Here is a 17038-nt window from a genome sequence, read left to right as displayed (position 1 = left end):
CCTCAGACTCCGGCAGTACGGGGCAGCTCGGCGAGGTCGTCGCGGTGGACGACGGGAGCCACATGGTCGGGCGCCGGCGCACCTGCGGCCCGGGCGGTCAGGACCTCGCGCAGCTCGGCAGCGGCGTAGCGGCAGATCCCGCGGGCCAGTGTGCGCTCCGGGCCGACGACGTCGACCACGGCCCCGGACTCGAAGTCGCCGTCGACGCCAGTCAGGCCGGGCAGCAGAAGAGACTTCTTACCGACTGTCAGGGCCCGGGCGGCGCCGGCGTCGATGAGGAGGCGCCCCTCGGGCTGGGAGGCGTGGGCCATCCACAGCCGGCGGCTGGGACGGTGCGGCCCGGTGGGTTCGAACCAGGTGCCCAGGGCTGCTGGAACCTGGATCTCCCCGAGGAGGAGGGCGGCGTCGTCGGCGCGGGCGATGAGGGTGGTGGTGCCCGAGGCGCAGGCGATGGTGGCGGCTTGGAGCTTGGTGGTCATGCCGCCGGTCCCCACGAAGGAACCGCGCCCGGAGACACTGACCCCCTCCAGGTCGTCGGCTGTACGCACGTGTCGGATGGGCTCGGCGCCGGGTGTCCCGGGCCGCGCGGTCCACAGGCCGTCGACGTCGGTGAGCAGCACGAGGACGTCGGCGGTCACCAGGTGGGCCACGAGGGCCGCGAGGCGGTCGTTGTCGCCGAGGCTGAACTCGCTGGTGGCCACCGCGTCGTTCTCGTTGATGATGGGGACGGCCCCCAGTGAGAGCAGGGAGTCGAAGGTGGCGCGTACCGTGCGGTAGTGGCTGCGGATGGCGACGTCGTGGGCGGTCAGGAGGACCTGGGCGGTCACGAGTCCGTAGGCGCTCATCGCGGTCTCCCAGCGGGCAGCGAGCCGCCCCTGCCCCACCGAGGCGGCGGCCTGCAGGAGGCGCAGCTCGTCGGGGCGCCGGTCCAGCCCCAGGGGTGCCAGGCCAGAGGCGACGGCCCCGGAGGAGACGAGGACGACGTCGTGTCCGCGTCGCCGCATGCCGGCGATGAGGCCGGCCAGGATGTCGATGCGGTTGAGGTCGAGCCCGCCGTCGGCGCGCGTCAGCGAGGAGGAGCCGATCTTGACCACCACGCGGGAGCCTTCGGGCAGGCGGTCCGGGCGCCTACCCGCGCAGCGGCCGCCGGCGTTGCTGACAGTCTCTGATTGAGTCACCGGTGCCCGCCCGTCAGTCCTCATCGCCCTCGTGCCAGGTGGTGGCGTCGGTCCACAGGCCCTCGGCGGCCTCGTCGCGCAGCTGCTGGCGCGCGGCCTCCTTGGCATCCATCATCTCGTGGTACTGGCTGCGCCGCTCCACGTTGGTCCGACGCCGGCTGCCCTCCAGGCGCAGGTCGGTGCCGCGGGCGCCCAGCAGCTCAGGGCCGGTGGTCATCGAGGGCTCCCAGGTGAAGAGCACTCCCCCGTCGACCTCGCCGATGAGGACGGTGTCACCGGCGTGGGCGCCGGCCTTGACGAGCTCGTCCTCAACCCCGGCCGCGGCCAGCCGGTCGGCGAGGTAGCCGACCGCCTCATCGTTGGAGAAGTCGGTCTGACGCACCCATCGCTCGGGGCGCTGACCGCGGACCTGGTAGACCTGCCCCTCGCTGGGGTGGGCCAGCAGGCGCACCCGGGCGACGGGCTCCTTCTCACGGCGCCCGACCGCGGCGGGGCGGATGACCGGACGCGACCCGTCGGGCACGCTCAACTCGCCATCGCCCTGGGGGGCCGCCGCCGGGGCCATCTCGCGGGCCCGCTCGACCTCACCGGCCAGGGCGAAGGACAGGGGCCGCAGCCCTGTGTGGGCTACCGCCGAGACGATGTGGACGGGCAGGCCCCGGGCCTCGATGTCGGCGCGCACGAATTCGGCGAGCTCGGCGGCGTCGGGGACGTCGACCTTGTTGAGCACCACGATGCGGGGCCGCTCCATGAGGGGGACACGGCCGGTGAGGGCGGGATCGTCCTCCTGGTCCCCGAGGCGCTCGGAGTAGGCGGCGAGCTCGGCCTCGATGGTGTCCAGGTCGGACAGGGGGTCACGGCCAGGCTCGAGGGTGGCGCAGTCCAGGACGTGGACGATGACGGCGCAGCGCTCGATGTGCCGCAGGAAGTCCAGTCCCAGCCCCTTGCCCTGGGAGGCGCCGGGGATGAGTCCGGGGACGTCGGCGATCGTGAAGCGGACGTCGCCGGCCTCGACGACCCCGAGGTTGGGCACAAGGGTCGTGAAGGGGTAGTCGGCGATCTTGGGGCGGGCCGCGCTCATGGCGGCGATGAGGGAGGACTTGCCGGCGCTGGGATAGCCCACCAGAGCGACGTCGGCGATGGTCTTGAGCTCCAAGGTGATGTCCCTGGCCTGGCCGGGCTCGCCCAGGAGGTGGAAGCCGGGGGCCTTGCGCTTGGAGGAGGCCAGGGAGAAGTTGCCGCGCCCGCCGGTGCCGCCCTCGGCGACGACGATGCTGGCACCCTCCCCCACGAGGTCGGCGATGACCTGACCTCCGGCATACTTGACGACGGTGCCCTCGGGCACGGGCAGGACGAGGTCCTTGCCGTCGGTGCCGCGGCGCCAGTCGCCCATACCGGGGGTGCCGCTACCGGCCCGCTGGTGCGGGGAGCGGTGGTAGCTCAGCAGGGTCGTCACCCGGGGGTCGACGCTCAGGACGACGTCCCCGCCGTGACCGCCGTCGCCGCCGTCGGGCCCGGCCAGGGGCTTGAACTTCTCACGGTGCACGGAGGTGCAGCCGTTGCCGCCGTCGCCGCCGGCCACGTGGAGGACCACTCGGTCAATGAAGCTGGGCATGGGGTCTCCTGTGAGTCCGGGGATAGCGCGAGGGCGGACGGCAGCTGCCGTCCGCCCTCATGCGACGTGCGATGTGCTCGGGGCTCAGGCCTCGGGGAGCACGACGTTGACGACCCGGCGGCCACGGAAGGTGCCGAACTCGACGTTGCCGGCTGCGGTGGCGAACAGGGTGTCGTCGTTGCCGCGGCCGACGTTGCGGCCGGGGTGGAAGTGGGTGCCGCGCTGGCGGACGATGATCTCGCCGGCCTTGACGAACTGACCGCCGAAGCGCTTGACGCCGAGGCGCTGCGCGTTGGAGTCACGGCCGTTACGGGAGGAACCAAGACCCTTCTTGTGTGCCATGGTTTAAGGCTTCTTTCTTCTCGAGCGTGTGCGTTCAGGATGCCCGCGCGCTGGCTGACGCCGGGGCGGTCACTTGATGGCGGTGACCTTGACGGCCGTCAGCTGAGCGCGGTGGCCCTGGCGCTTGCGGAAGCCGGTCTTGTTCTTGAACTTGAGGATGTTGATCTTGGGGCCCTTCTCGTCACCGATGATCTCGGCGGTGACGGAGGACTTGGCCAGGTCGGCGGCAGAGGTGGTCACCTTGTCGCCGTCCACCAGCATGACGGGGGCGAGGGTGACCTCGTCGCCGATCTCACCAGCAAGCTTGTCGACAACCACGACGTCGCCGACGGAGACCTTCTCCTGACGGCCGCCGGCCTTGACGATCGCGTAGACCACTTGAATGCTCATCTCTGTAGATTCTTCGAAAGGCTCTCACGCACGGAAAGGCTTCCGTGAGCCTCACCGGGAGGGCCCTGTCCTGGGCAATGGCGCAAGACGCACCGACGGATAACTTTAGGCGATCCTGCTCCCAGCACCAACCTCCTCCCCGTTCTGCCCCCTGTGTTCTTGGGCACGAAGGTCGTACGGAGGCTAGGCCGACATCGTCGGGTCGTCTGAAGAATTCTCCGGCGTCGGCGAGGCAGTGGCGGGCTGCTCGGAGTCACCCGCGGGATCCGCGCCGCCACCGCTGTCGGCCTGAGAGTTCTCAGTCGATGGTGCGGCGCTCTTCGCGGAGGCCCTTCTCCTCGTCCTCCTGACGGGCCTGCTGTCCGCCGGCTTCTCAACCGTCTCGCCGACCGGCTCCTCAGCCTTGTCCTCAGCGCTCTTCTTAGCCGACTTCTTCTCGGTCTTCTTCTCAGTGCTCTTCTCGGACTTCCTACCGGCCTTCTTCGTCGACTTCCTCTCAGTCGATTTCCTGGCCCTGGTCTTCGTCTGCTTGTCCGCGGACTGAGGGCTCTGCTCCTCCTTCACGCCGCCCTTCTTGTCGGCGGTCTCGTCGATGCCGCCCTCGCGGTCCCCGTCCTGCTCCTGGCCGGACCCCTGCGAGCCCTCGAGCCCTTGAGCGTCCTGAGCCGCCTCCTGCGCATCCTTGTGGGCCTGCTCGGCAGCCGCCGCGATCTGGGCCAGGGCACCGCGAACCGCCGCCCGGGCCTCGTCGTCGGCCCCGGACTCGGGCGAGGCAACGGCGTCGTGCCTCGCCGAGCCCTTGGTGCCGCCGGCCCCCTTTCCGCTCTTACCCTTGACCTCCTGAGCATCCTTCTTGCCGGATCCGGCCTGCTCCTCACGGTTCTTGCGCCCGCGCGAGCGCCCTCCGCCGCGGGAGGCCGAGGTCGACATGTCGACCTGCTGGTTCTCCACGGGCTCGTCGTGGACGATGAAGCCGCGGCCCTTGCAGTGCTCGCAGGTGGTGGAGAAGGCCTCGACCAGTCCCTGTCCCACCCGTTTGCGGGTCATCTGGACCAGGCCGAGCGAGGTGACCTCCGTGACCTGGTGGCGGGTCCGATCGCGCCCCAGGCACTCCACGAGCCGACGCAGAACGAGGTCCCGGTTGGACTCCAGGACCATGTCGACGAAGTCGATGACGACCATGCCTCCGATGTCACGCAGGCGCAGCTGGCGCACGATCTCCTCGGCCGCCTCGAGGTTGTTGCGGGTGACGGTCTCCTCCAGGGTGCCGCCCGCCCCGGTGAAGCGGCCGGTGTTGACGTCGATGACGGTCATCGCCTCGGTGCGATCGATGACCAGGGTGCCGCCGCTGGGCAACCAGACCTTGCGGTCGAAGCCCTTGGCGAGCTGCTCGTCCACGCGATGGGCGGCGAAGACGTCCTCGGGGCCGGTCCAGTGCTCGAGGCGCTCGGCCAGGTCCGGACTGACGTCGTCGATGTACTGGGAGATCGTCGACCAGGTCTTGTCGCCGGAGACGATGAGCTTGCGGAAGTCCTCGTTGAAGACGTCGCGGATGACCCTCACGGCGAGCTCCGGCTCCCCCTTGAGGAGGACCGGGGCCTTGCCGCTGCCCTTCATGACGGAGGAGGCCTTCTTCTCGATGGACTCCCACTGGGCCACGAGCCTCTCGACGTCGGCGGTCAGCTGCTCCTGGCTGGCCCCCTCGGCGGCGGTGCGCACGATGACTCCGGCGGAATCGGGCACGATCCGCTTGAGGATCTTCTTCAGGCGGCTGCGCTCGGTGTCGGGCAGCTTGCGCGAGATCCCCGTCATGGTGCCGCCGGGGACGAGAACCAGGTAGCGGCCCGCCAAGGTGATCTGACTGGTGAGGCGGGCGCCCTTATGCCCGATGGGGTCCTTGGTGACCTGGACCAGGACGGTGTCCCCGCTGGAGAGCGCGTCCTCGATCCGGCGGGGCCGGCCCTCCAGGCCGGCGGCGTCCCAGTTGACCTCGCCGGCGTAGAGCACGGCGTTGCGCCCCTTGCCCAGGTCCACGAAGGCGGCCTCCATGGAGGGCAGGACGTTCTGGACCCGACCGACGTAGACGTTTCCGACCATGGAGGTCTGAGTGTGCCGGGAGACGTAGTGCTCCACGAGGAGCCCGTCCTCCAGGACGGCGATCTGGTTGAGGCCGTCGGACTCGCGCACGATCATCTGGCGGTCCACGGACTCGCGGCGGGCCAGGAACTCGGCCTCAGTGACGATGGGCCGACGGCGTCCGGCCGCCCGCCCCTCGCGACGGCGCTGGCGCTTGGCCTCCAGCCGGGTGGAGCCCTTGAGGGCGGTGACCTCGTCACGCGGGTCGCCTCCCTCGGAGCGGGTACGGGAACGGCGCCGGCGCCGGCGCGATCCTGACACGGCCCCCGCGGTCGCCTCGACGGCAGCGTCCGCAGAGGTCTCGCGGGCCGAGGTCGCTGCGGAACCCGTGCCCTCTCCGCCGGAGCGGGACGGGTCCTCGGTGGTTCGGGACTCGTCGTCGGCCTCGTTGGGTGCGGAGTCCTCGCTACGCGAGCGTGAGCGCCGGCCTCGCCCGCCTCGGCGGCGCTTGCGGCGGGCCCCGCCATCGCGCGCCTCGTCCTGAGAGTCGTCCTGGGAGCCACCGGCGGCGTCGATCTCGGGAGACCCAGCGGCGGACTCGGCATCGTCGTCGCGCTCCTCGACCGGGGAGGCGGAGGCGCTGCGCCCCTTCTGCGACGCTCCCGCACCGGCGACCGCCCGACGACGGCGACGGCTGCGTCCACCGGCCCGCTCCCCCCGGGGCGACGAGGTCCCGGCGTCATCCTCATCATCGGGCACCCGGCCCTCTGCACCGGCCGGGGAGTCCGCTTCAGGGTCCTCAGGCTCCTCCCCCCAGCCGCTTGCGCCCTGATGGCGCGCGGCCGTCGGGGCCTCCTGGGGCGCGGCGGTGGCGGCGGTGACCCGCCGACGCCGGCGGGCCCGGCTGGGGTCGGGGGCCTGGAACAGGAGCGAGGCGGCGGGCAGGCGCGGAGCCTCGGGCTCCCCCTGGTCCTCCCGGAGGGTCTCCTCGTCCGGTCCGCCCTGTGCGTCAGGTCCCTCATCGTCGGCGTCGTGGGCGTCGTTGGCACCGTCAGCCTGCTCGTCCTCAACCCGCGACTCCGCCTCAGCCTCCGCTGCGTCCGTGACCGGCGCGCTCTCCGGCTCATCGAGCTCGCCGACCTCCGTACCGGCGACGTGCGGCTCGGCGGCCGGGGCCGCCTCGGGAGCGGCCGAGGCCGCGACGACCTTGCGACGACGACGCGACGGGACTACTGGAGCGACCGAGGCGGCCGAGGGCTCGGGCTGTTCAGGGTCGGGATCGTCGGCAGCTGAGGAGGTGATGACGTCCGCGGGGTCCGTCGCGCCCGGCTGCTCGGCAGCGGGAGCCTGAGCCGGCGCGGCGGCAGCGGCGGTGACCTTGCGACGACGGCGCGGGGCCGGGGCGCTCACGGCATCACCGACTGCCTGGTCCTGCTCGTGCTCGTGCGATTCTGTTGATTCTGATGTGGTGCGACGTGCCATGGGGCTTGCACTCTCCGGGGCCGGCGCCGTCGTCGTACCCTCGACGCGTCAGCGCGGTTGTGCTCCCAGGCGGGAGCAGCGAAAAAGTCTACGAGCGCCCTGAGGGCGCATGCCTTACCTGACGTCCACACAGACCGGGCTCGCAGCGGCGCAGCTCGGGCGGCGCAAGGTCCTCGGACAGGGTCGGTCGGAAGGCGTGGCTCCTGGTACCGGTACGGAGTACCCGGAGCCGGGTCGAAGTATCCCACACATACAGCGATAAGCGCCTGCGCGACTCGTCATGCTCATGGTGGCTCATCTCTCGCTCCGCCTCGAGTCCACCCCAATCCCACCGCACAACCAGTGAACACCTAGAAAATAGTCAGTTTTCAGTCGACCTCAGAACGTTACTCACGGGCCTTCAGTCCCACATCCACGATTGCCGCCCTTCAACAATCGCATCGAAAACCCCCGGAAGAACCGCCCTGGACGATAGGGTTTACAAGGCGAAAAGGGGCAGCCGCGACCATCGACATCGCATCGAAACCCAGCTGTTTCATGACATCACGTCATAGATGGCCTACAATCCCCCTATCGACCTGTAGGACGTTCTACAGAACACCTTATCGACCTCATCGTCATCTCCGAAAGGTGGCACGGATGGCCATCTCTCCTATGGCGCTGGACTCTCTGGATCTGGCGCGCTGGCAGTTCGGCATCACCACCGTCTACCACTTCATCCTGGTCCCGCTGACCATCGGGCTCTCGCCGCTGGTGGCTCTCATGGAGACGCTGTGGCGTCGGACCGGCAACGAGCAGTGGCTGGTGGCCACCAAGTTCTTCGGCAAGATCCTGCTGATCAACTTCGCGCTGGGTGTGGCCACCGGAATCGTCCAGGAGTTCCAGTTCGGCATGAACTGGTCCGAGTACTCGCGATTCGTGGGCAACATCTTCGGCGCCCCGCTCGCCTTCGAGGCCCTGCTGGCCTTCTTCATGGAATCGGTCTTCCTGGGTATGTGGATCTTCGGATGGGACCGCTTGTCCCCCAGACTCCACAACCTGTGCATGTGGGCCGTGGCCGCGGGCACGAACTTCTCCGCCTTCTTCATCCTCACCGCGAACTCCTGGATGCAGCACCCGGTGGGCGCCGTCGTCAACCCCAGGACGGGACGTGCCGAGCTCGACGGCGTGAGCGGTTTCCTCAAGCTGCTGTCCAATGAGCTGGTGTGGGCCACGGTTTTGCACGTCATCTCCTCGGCGCTGCTGGTGGCCGGCGCCGTCGTCATGGGCGTCTCGGTGTGGTGGATGGTCAAGGCCGCCCGCGCCGAGCAGGACTTCGAGGCCCGTGAGCTGTGGCGGCGGGTCACCCGCTTCGGCGCCATCGTCATGGTGGCGGCGGGTCTGGTCACCGCCGGCACCGGGCACATGCAGGGGCAGCTGGTCGCCGAGTACCAGCCGGCCAAGATGGCCGCCGCCGAGGGCCTGTGCCACTCCGAGTCCAAAGCACCCTTCACCGTGGCCGCTTTCGGGGACTGCAAGAGCGAGGACGGCATGGTCCGGTTCATCTCGGTTCCCGGCGTCTACTCCTTCATGGCCACCAACGACTTCAACGCCGAGCTCACCGGGCTCAAGGAGTCCGGTGACACCTACGCACAGCACTACGGCACCACCGACGCCCGCGGCAACGCCGTCGACTACAGCCCCAACATCATGGTCAATTTCTGGTCCTTCCGCCTCATGATCGGGCTGGGCATGGCCTCGATGGGACTGGGGGTCCTGGCCCTGTGGCTGACCCGCTCCGGACGGCTCATCTCCCGGCCGATCCTGGGCAAAGTGGCACTGGCCACCATGTGGCTGCCCTTCATCGCCTGCTCCTTCGGCTGGATCTTCCGCGAGATGGGACGCCAGCCCTGGGTCATCGCGCCCAACCTGTCCGACCCGGTCTCCCAGGTCTACATGCTCACTGCCGACGGCGTCTCCTCCGTGGTCTCCTCGGGCACGGTGCTGGCCTCGATGGTCATCTTCACCCTGCTGTACGCCGCACTCGGCGTGGTCTGGTTCGTCCTGCTGCGCCGGTACATCCGTGAGGGCGTACGCACTCCGGTGCCCGCCAAGGCCGCGGAGCCCTCAGACGGCTCCGACGACGAGTCCCATGACTCGTCCGAGGCCGCCCCCGCCCTGTCCTTCGCCTACTGAACCGAGGAAGGTAGACACCCATGACACTGAGCATCCTCTGGTTCATCCTCATCGCCGTCCTGTGGATCGGCTACCTCACCCTGGAGGGATTCGACTTCGGCGTCGGGATGCTTCTGAAGATCCTGGGGCGAGATGAGCGCGAGCGGCGTGCGACGCTGTCCACCATCGGCCCCCACTGGGACGGCAACGAGGTGTGGCTGCTCACCGCCGGCGGAGCCACCTTCGCGGCCTTCCCCGAGTGGTACTCCACCCTGTTCTCGGGGGCCTACATCGTCCTGTTCATCATCCTGCTGTGCCTCATCGTGCGCGTGTGCGCCATCGAGTGGCGCCCCAAGGTCAACTGCCAGACCTGGCGCGACCGCTGGGACTGGGTCCACACGATCAGCGCCTGGCTGCCCTCCATCCTGTGGGGCGTGGCCTTTGCGAACCTGGTTCAGGGCATGCACATCGAGGTCGTCAAGATCTCCACCGGCGCCGCGGTCCCGGCCGGCCAGGTACGGGCCGACTCGCTCGTGCCCGGCGCCGCCCACCAGATCACCGGCGGGTTGCTCAGCATGGTGACGCCCTTCACTCTACTGGGGGGCGCGGTCACCTGTCTGCTCTTCCTCAACCACGGTGCGCTCTTCGTGGCTCTCAAGACCACCGGCGAGCTCTCGCGGCGGTCCCTGGCCCTGTCTCGCAGGCTCGCTCCGGTTGCGACCGTCGTCACCGCGGCCTGGGCGCTGTGGGCCCAGCTGGCCTACTCGGACAGCGCCCTGTCCTGGATCCCACTGGCCGTCGCCGCAGCCGGGCTCATCGGCTCACTGCTCATGGGACGCACCGGGAGCGAGGGGCGGGCCTTCGCCCTGCACTTCGTGGGGATCGCCTTCGCGGTCGTCTTCATCTTCGCCGCTATGGCCCCCAACGTCATGCGATCCTCGGTGGACCCGGCCTACTCGCTGACGATCCAGCAGGCAGCGAGCACCGACACGACGCTGCTCATCATGACCGTCGCCGCGGCCGTGTTCGTCCCCGGGGTCCTGGCCTACACGGTCTGGAGCTACAAGGTGTTCGCCTTCCGTATCAGCGCCGAGAGCATCAACCCCGACCAGGGCGGGCTGCACCCCACGCTGGTGCGCGACTCCGCCCAGCCAGAGGCGCACTTCGGGTACTGACCAGCCGCACCACGTATCGGCCAGGGGTTCCGGGCCTTTGGACCTAGTCCCCTATCCTTGAACGGGTGAAGCCTCTCGACCCCCGGCTGATGCGCTACGCCCGCTCAGCCCGCCGATACATCGCCGCCACGGCCGTGGCCGGAATGGTCACCGCAGCGCTGGTGGTGGCGCAGGCCTTCCTTGTCTCGGGCCCGGTATCCTCGGTCATCTCCGACGGCGCCGGCCCGGCATCGGTCAGGAGGCTGGTGGTGGCCCTGGGCGGTGTCATGGCCGCCCGGGCGCTGGTGGTCCTCCTTCAGGAGCTCCACGCCCACCGCTCCGCCACCGGCACGATCATCGAGCTGCGCCGCCTGGTCCTGGAGCACGCTGCTCGGCTGGGACCCCGGTGGCAGGCGCTGCACGGCGCCGGGACCGCCACCCTCCTGACCCGCGGCCTGGACGACCTCGAGCCCTACTTCACCCGGTACCTGCCCCAGCTGGTGCTGGCCGCCACGGTCACCCCGGCGACGGTACTGGTTCTCATCACCCAGGACTGGCCAGCCGCAGTGGCCGTGGTGTGCACACTGCCCCTCATCCCGATCTTTATGATCCTCATCGGACGGATGACGCAGTCAGTCTCGCAGGAGCGGCTGGAGGCGATGCAGGTCCTGGGAGACCAGGTGCTCGACCTCATCTCGGGGTTGCCCACGCTCAAGGCGCTGGGGCGCGAGCAGGGACCGGCCAAGAAGGTGCGGTCCCTGGGGCGCGCCTATCGCCGCACCACCATGTCGACCTTGCGGATCGCCTTCCTGTCGGGAGCGGTCCTGGAGTTCATCACGACGCTGTCGGTGGCGATCATCGCCGTCGAGGTCGGGTTCCGGCTGGTGGCCGGCCGTATGGACCTGTTCACCGGCCTCCTCGTGCTCATGGTGGCGCCGGAGGTCTACCAGCCGCTGCGGCAAGTGGGTTTCCAGTTCCACGCCTCCGCCAACGGAGTGGCCGCCGCCGAGGCGGTCTTCGAGGTCCTTGAGACTCCCGTCCCCGAGCGCGGCACCCTGCCGGCCCCTGACCTGCGCACGGCTACGATCGAGCTCGACGCCATCTCGGTGGCCGCCCGCGGAACGTGGGCCCCGGCGGATCTGAGCACCACGATCCGCCCTGGCAGCCTCGTGGCCCTGACCGGGCCCTCGGGTGCGGGCAAGACCACGACGACGCAGGTCCTCCTCGGCCTGCTGCCCGCGGACCGGGGGCAGGTGCGGGTCGTACCGGGCCCCGGCACCGCCTCGCAGGAAGCCGTCAACCTCGGTGAGATCGCCCCGGCCACCTGGTGGGAGCAGATCGCCTGGGTCCCCCAGCGTCCCACCATCACTCCCGGCACCGTGCTGTCCAATGTGCTGGTCGACGCGCCGAACGGATCCGCGGCCGGGGGCGTCCCCGACGAGCTGGAGGAGGCGGCCCGGGCCACCGGCTTCGATGAGGTCGTGGCGGACCTGCCGCAGGGCTGGGAAACAGTTGTGGGCAGCGGCGGTGTGGGGTTGTCCGTGGGTCAGCGACAGCGGCTCGCCCTCACCCGGGCCCTGTGCTCGACAGCGCCGCTGGTGTTCATGGACGAGCCGACCGCACATCTCGATGCCGCCAGCGAGGCCCATGTCCTCGCCAGCGTGCGCGCGCTGCACGCCTCGGGGCGCACGGTGGTGGTCATCGCGCACCGTCCGACGCTCATCGCCCTGGCCGAGCAGACCATTGCCGTGACGAGTGAGCCGATGCAACCGGCACAACAGGCACACGCCTCGCCCGACCAGTCATCAGTCCACGATCTGCCGATGTCGCAGGAGGAGGCCCAGTGAGCCCGGTGACCAGCGTCCTCTCCCCTGTTCTGTCCGCCCATGAGCGCCGGGTACTGCGCCGGGCCGTGGGTCTGCTGCACCTGGACCGCTCGCGCTTCGCCCTGGCGGTCCTGGCAGGCACGGCCGGGACCGCCTCGGCCGTGGCTCTGTCCGGGGTGGCGGCCTGGCTCATCGCCCGCGCCTCCCAGATGCCCGACGTCGTAGCGCTGGGGGTGGCGCCGGTGGCGGTGCGACTCTTCGGCATCTCGCGCTCGGTGCTGCGCTACTGCGAGCGCCTCATCTCCCACGACACCGCCCTGCGGGGCATGGGCGCCCTGCGCACCCGTCTCTATGAGTCCCTGGCCTCGGCCCGTACGGACACGGTCGCGGGGCTGCGTCGCGGCGATGTCCTGGCCCGGGTTGGTGGCGACATCGACGCGGTCGGCGACCTCGTGGTGCGCGCCTACCTGCCCGCGGCTGTTGCGGCCGTCCTGGGCGCAGCCACCTCTCTGGGGGTAGGAATCGTGTACTGGCCGGCCGGCCTCATCCTGGCGGCCTGTCTGCTGCTGTCGGGGCTGGGGGCCCCGTTGGCCACGATCCGCTCCGCTCGGATCTCCGAGCAGGCCCGTCAGCGGCAGGCCGCCGGGCTGTCCGCCGAGGTGCTCGCGGTCCTGGAGGCCGCGCCGGAACTGACCATCTCCGGACGCCTACCGGACTCCATGCGCCAGGTCGCCTCCCGAGAGGAGAGTCTGGCCCGCCTGCGCGACCGGGCCGCGATCCCCGCCGCGGTCGCGGCGGCGCTGGATGTGGCGGCCATGGGGATCGCGGTCGTGGGCAACCTCGTGGTCGGGGTGGATGCCGTGGCCTCCGGGCGGCTGGGGGCCGTCTGGCTGGCGGTCATCGTCCTGGTGCCGTTGGCCGCGTTCGAGGCCACCTCCATGCTCGGCCCGGCGAGCGTGCAGCTGGTGCGCTCAGCGGGCGCCGCCTGCCGGATCGTGGACCTCATCGAGACTGCTGAGTCCGGCACTCAAGCCTCTCCCGCCTCCCGGGATCTGCCGGCTCCCTCCACCCGGGGCCCGCGCCTGCGGGCCAGGAACCTGGCGGTGGGCTGGCCCGGCGGCCCCGTCGTGGCCGAGGGCATCGATCTCGACCTTCAAGTCGGCACGCGGGTGGCGATCGTGGGGCCGTCGGGGATCGGGAAATCGACCCTGCTGGCCACGCTGGCCGGGCTCCTGGAGCCCAGGGGCGGCAGTCTCACGCTCGATGCCGTTCCGCCGTGGCAGGTCACCCGTCCCGAGGCGGCGGCCAGGGTCTGCCTGACCGCTGAGGACGCGCACGTCTTCCACACGAGCGTCCTGGAGAACCTGCGCGTGGCGCGCGGAGACGTCACCCAGGCCGAGGCGGCCGAGCTGCTACGGCAGGCTGGGCTCGGTGACTGGCTCGAGGCGCTGCCCGACGGCGTCGACACCATCATCGGGACTGACGCCACGACGCTGTCGGGCGGGGAGCGGCGTCGGCTGCTCCTGGCCCGGGCGCTGGCGGCCCCTGCACCGCTGATGCTCCTGGACGAGCCCGGCGAGCACCTCGACCCCGCGACCGCCGACCGGCTCGTGGCCGACCTGCTGGAGGTGGGGACCCGCGAGGGCCGCGGCACACTGCTGGTCACTCATCGGCTCAGCGCGCTGGCGCACGCCGACGAGGTCCTGGTCATGGGGCGTCCCCCGCAGGCAACCGAGGAGCAGGCACCAGCGACTATCCTGCACCGGGGACGCCACCATGAGCTCAAGGACACCTCCGAGGCCTACCGGTGGTCGCTCTCCCAGGAGGATCAGGACAGGCCGCGGGATGCGTCCTACATGAGCCGGACAAGCTGAGCACGATGACAACACACGACCCGCATGACGCAGCAGAGGCACTCCCGCAGGGCCCCCTCTTCCCCGGTGTGCCCGAGGACGGTCCGCAGGAGCTCCAGGAGCAGGCCGCCCAGGAGACCGAGGAGACAGTGACGCCGCCGTCGGAAGAGCCATCCCCGGCGGGACGCCTGGCCTACGCCGTCCACGCCGACCAGCTCGCCTCCACCCGCGGCCGTCAGGCCGCCTCCCTCCAACCGAGCCTGGACGAGGCCACCGTCGACCTCATTCAGGCGGCCCTGCAGCTGACCAGCTCCCTGCGAGTTCCCGACGCGCTGCGTCGACTGGTGGAGTCCGCCTGCTCCATCACGGGTGCCTCCTGGGGCACCATCGCCGTGCTCAGCCACGCGGACATGGACATCAACGCCATCGATGCAGGAACCTCCCTCGAGGCCTCGGGCACCGGGCTGAGCAGCGGCGTGCCCAGGGCGACCCTCGACGAGCTGGCCCAGATGGCCGAGAGCGCCCCCTGCGCCGCAGGCAATACCCAGACTGCAGGCGTCCCCGGCGCTACCGGCGTCTCCAGTGCCCCCGACACCTCCGGCAACGCTCTGCTCAACGGGCTGCAGGGCACGGGCCTGGTCATCGACAACGACCTGGGTCGCGCCTCGGCCTTCACCGGAGCCATCGAGGGCGAGGAGACCGGCAGCCTGCTCTCGGCCCCGCTGCGACTGCACGGCCAGGTCTACGGGCACCTCTACCTGTGCGACAAACCGGGGGGCTTCACCCGTTCCGACGCCGACGCCGTCCTGACCCTGGCGCAGGCCGCGGCCGTGGCCGTGGAGAACGCACGCCTGTACCGCGAGGCCCGTGACCGCGAGCAGTGGATGGCCGTCTCCCAGGAGCTGACGACCCTGCTGCTCTCCGGTGCCGAGGAGGACGACGCCCTGACCCTCATCGCCCACCGGGTCCGCCAGGTCGCCCACGCCGATACCGCCGCGCTCGTCCTGCCCAGCATCGGGGAGAGGTGGATCTGCGAGATCGCCGACGGCGACCATGCAGACGACCTGGTCGGCACCTTCTTCCCGCCCGAGGGCCGGGCGCTGACCACTCTGGCGCACCAGACCGGCCTCGTGGTGAACTCATTGGAGGAGTCCTGGCGGGACGGTGAGCTGATGGTGCCTCAACTGGCCCGGTTCGGGCCGGCACTCTACGCCCCGATGATCCACCGGGGTCGGGGCGTGGGCGTCATGCTGCTGCTGCGCTCCCCCGGTGCCGCCCCGTTCACCGCCCAGGACCTGGAGATCGCCGAACTCGTGGCGGGCCAGGCCACGATGGCCTTCGAGCTGGCCGACGCCCAGCACGCCGAGGAGATGGCCACGCTCCTGGACGAGCGGGCCCGGATCGGCCGGGACCTGCACGACCTGGCCATCCAGCAGCTCTTCGCCACCGGGATGCAGATCTCGGCGGCCCGGGAGCGGCTGGCCACTGCGCGGGGCAGTGATGCGACGGCCGGTGCGGAGACGGACCTGGATACCGTGTGCTCCGTCCTGAGCACCGCGCTGGAGGCGGTGGACGACTCCGTGGGCCAGATCCGCTCCATTGTGCGTTCCCTGCGCGACCGCGACGAGGAGGTCAGCGTCGTCGAGCGCCTGCGACGGGAGGCGTCCCTGGCCCGCAACGCCCTGGGCTACGCCCCCTCGCTGCTGCTGAGCGTCGATGGCCGGGGCCTGGCCCAGGTGGACCGCGACGAGGAGGACCGGCTCATCACCTCGGTCGACGCCGTCGTGGACCCGAACATCGCCGACGACATGGTGGCCGTGGTGCGCGAGGGCCTGAGCAACGTGGCCCGGCACGCCCATGCCTCCTCGGTGACGGTGGACGTCAAGATCGAGGGGGTGCTGCCCGGTTCAGAGCTGTGCTGCGGGCCGGGGGACGACGAGGGCCACGCCTCGGGCGATGCCGAGCCGTTCCGGGGAAGCCCGGTGGTGGAGATCGTCTGCCGCGACGACGGCGTCGGGGTGAACCCGTCCGTGACGCGCCGTTCGGGGACGGCCAACATGGCCGAGCGGGCCCGTCGTCACGGCGGCAGTTTCGTCATCGGCCCGCGGGCCCGCTCCGACGGCGAGAGACGAGGCACCTGCTTCACGTGGCGGGTGCCGCTGAGCGAGGGGGGCCGGCTGCGCTGAGGCCTCCGTCCCCTGCGGCTCCGTCCGCCGAAGAACGAGCGGTCAGCCGTTGCGCCAGCCCGAGGCGCGCTGGCCGGCCACCCAGGCGGCGACCTGGGTGCGCCGCTGCAAGCCCATCTTGGCCAGCAGGGAGGTGATGTGGTTCTTGACCGTCTTCTCGGCGACCCCGAGGCGTTCACCGATCTCCCGATTGGATAGACCGTCGCCGATGAGGTCGAGCACCTTGCGCTCGGCGTTGGTCAGGTCGGCGGTGGGATCGTCGTGGTCGGCCCTGCGGCGCGTGACGGTGCGCTCGTCGAGCAGGACGCGCCCGGAGGCGACGGCCCGCACGACGTCGCTGATCTCGGCGCCGTGGACGGTCTTGAGCAGGTAGGCCCGGGCCCCGGCGGCCAGGGCCTCGGCCAGAGCCTCATCGTCGTCGAAGGAGGTCAGCACGATGGGCAGGGCCTGGGGCACCGACTCGCGCAGCTCCTGCATGAGCTCGATGCCCGTGCCGTCGGGCAGCTGGAGGTCCACGAGGATGACGTCGGGGCGAACCAGCTCGGCCCGACGTACCGCCTCCGCTCGGGAGCCCGCCTCGGCAACGACGTCGAGCCCGTCAGCGCGGTCGATGATCTCGGCGATGCCGCGGCGGACGATCTCGTGGTCGTCCACGATCATGACGCGGACGATCTCCGAGGAGGGGGTGTATGCCATGCTCATGACATTACCAGGGGCCGGGGACCTACGTCACACGGACTGCTGCGTCGTGGCGCCGTTGTCATGGGGTGCGCAGCACACAG

General features: G+C 70.5%; 11 protein-coding genes. 5 read left to right on the top strand and 6 right to left on the bottom strand.

Features of this window, described 5'->3' with window-relative positions; genetic code table 11:
- Positions 1-2 precede the first annotated feature (2 nt).
- The 5 genes from proB to BQ8008_RS03225 all read right to left on the bottom strand — a co-directional run bounded on the left by proB (position 3) and on the right by BQ8008_RS03225 (position 7083).
- Positions 3-1097, bottom strand: a complete 1095-nt coding sequence (gene proB / locus BQ8008_RS03245; protein ID WP_108832780.1) for a glutamate 5-kinase — start codon at positions 1095-1097, stop codon at positions 3-5.
- A gap of 94 nt (positions 1098-1191) precedes the next feature.
- The gene (gene obgE / locus BQ8008_RS03240) at positions 1192-2793 is read right to left on the bottom strand and encodes a GTPase ObgE (RefSeq protein WP_108832779.1); all 1602 of its coding nucleotides are present in this window, start codon (positions 2791-2793) and stop codon (positions 1192-1194) included.
- Between the two features lie 84 nt (positions 2794-2877).
- Positions 2878-3135 (bottom strand): 50S ribosomal protein L27, encoded by a 258-nt coding sequence (gene rpmA / locus BQ8008_RS03235; protein WP_003785909.1) that lies wholly within the window; start codon positions 3133-3135, stop codon positions 2878-2880.
- A 69-nt stretch (positions 3136-3204) separates the two neighbouring features.
- On the bottom strand, positions 3205-3525 hold the full coding sequence (rplU, locus tag BQ8008_RS03230; RefSeq protein WP_004565174.1) for a 50S ribosomal protein L21: 321 nt from the start codon (positions 3523-3525) through the stop codon (positions 3205-3207).
- Between the two features lie 183 nt (positions 3526-3708).
- The gene (locus BQ8008_RS03225; RefSeq protein WP_108832778.1) at positions 3709-7083 is read right to left on the bottom strand and encodes a ribonuclease E/G; all 3375 of its coding nucleotides are present in this window, start codon (positions 7081-7083) and stop codon (positions 3709-3711) included.
- A gap of 639 nt (positions 7084-7722) precedes the next feature.
- Here BQ8008_RS03225 and BQ8008_RS03220 point away from each other — a divergent pair.
- From BQ8008_RS03220 to BQ8008_RS03200, 5 genes are all read left to right on the top strand, one after another.
- Entirely contained in the window at positions 7723-9258 is a 1536-nt protein-coding gene (locus BQ8008_RS03220; RefSeq protein ID WP_108832777.1) for a cytochrome ubiquinol oxidase subunit I, read from the top strand.
- Positions 9259-9278: 20 nt separating this feature from the next.
- On the top strand, positions 9279-10412 hold the full coding sequence (gene cydB / locus BQ8008_RS03215; RefSeq protein WP_108832776.1) for a cytochrome d ubiquinol oxidase subunit II: 1134 nt from the start codon (positions 9279-9281) through the stop codon (positions 10410-10412).
- Positions 10413-10477: 65 nt separating this feature from the next.
- Positions 10478-12238 carry a thiol reductant ABC exporter subunit CydD gene (gene cydD / locus BQ8008_RS03210; protein ID WP_199907922.1) on the top strand — a complete coding sequence of 587 codons (1761 nt, stop codon included), beginning with the start codon at positions 10478-10480 and terminating at the stop codon, positions 12236-12238.
- On the top strand, positions 12235-14091 hold the full coding sequence (cydC, locus tag BQ8008_RS03205) for a thiol reductant ABC exporter subunit CydC (RefSeq protein WP_108832775.1): 1857 nt from the start codon (positions 12235-12237) through the stop codon (positions 14089-14091). Before cydD ends, cydC begins: the two co-directional genes overlap by 4 nt.
- A gap of 5 nt (positions 14092-14096) precedes the next feature.
- Positions 14097-16256 (top strand): GAF domain-containing sensor histidine kinase, encoded by a 2160-nt coding sequence (locus BQ8008_RS03200; protein ID WP_108832774.1) that lies wholly within the window; start codon positions 14097-14099, stop codon positions 16254-16256.
- 42 nt (positions 16257-16298) lie between these two features.
- On the opposite strand, the gene BQ8008_RS03195 is transcribed toward BQ8008_RS03200, so the two are convergent.
- Positions 16299-16958 carry a response regulator gene (locus tag BQ8008_RS03195; RefSeq protein WP_108832773.1) on the bottom strand — a complete coding sequence of 220 codons (660 nt, stop codon included), beginning with the start codon at positions 16956-16958 and terminating at the stop codon, positions 16299-16301.
- Positions 16959-17038: the final 80 nt, after the last annotated feature.

It is taken from the genome of Actinomyces sp. Marseille-P3109 (genome assembly GCF_900323545.1).
Taxonomy (GTDB): Bacteria; Actinomycetota; Actinomycetes; order Actinomycetales; family Actinomycetaceae; genus Actinomyces.
This window is presented reverse-complemented; position numbering and strand designations above follow the sequence as displayed.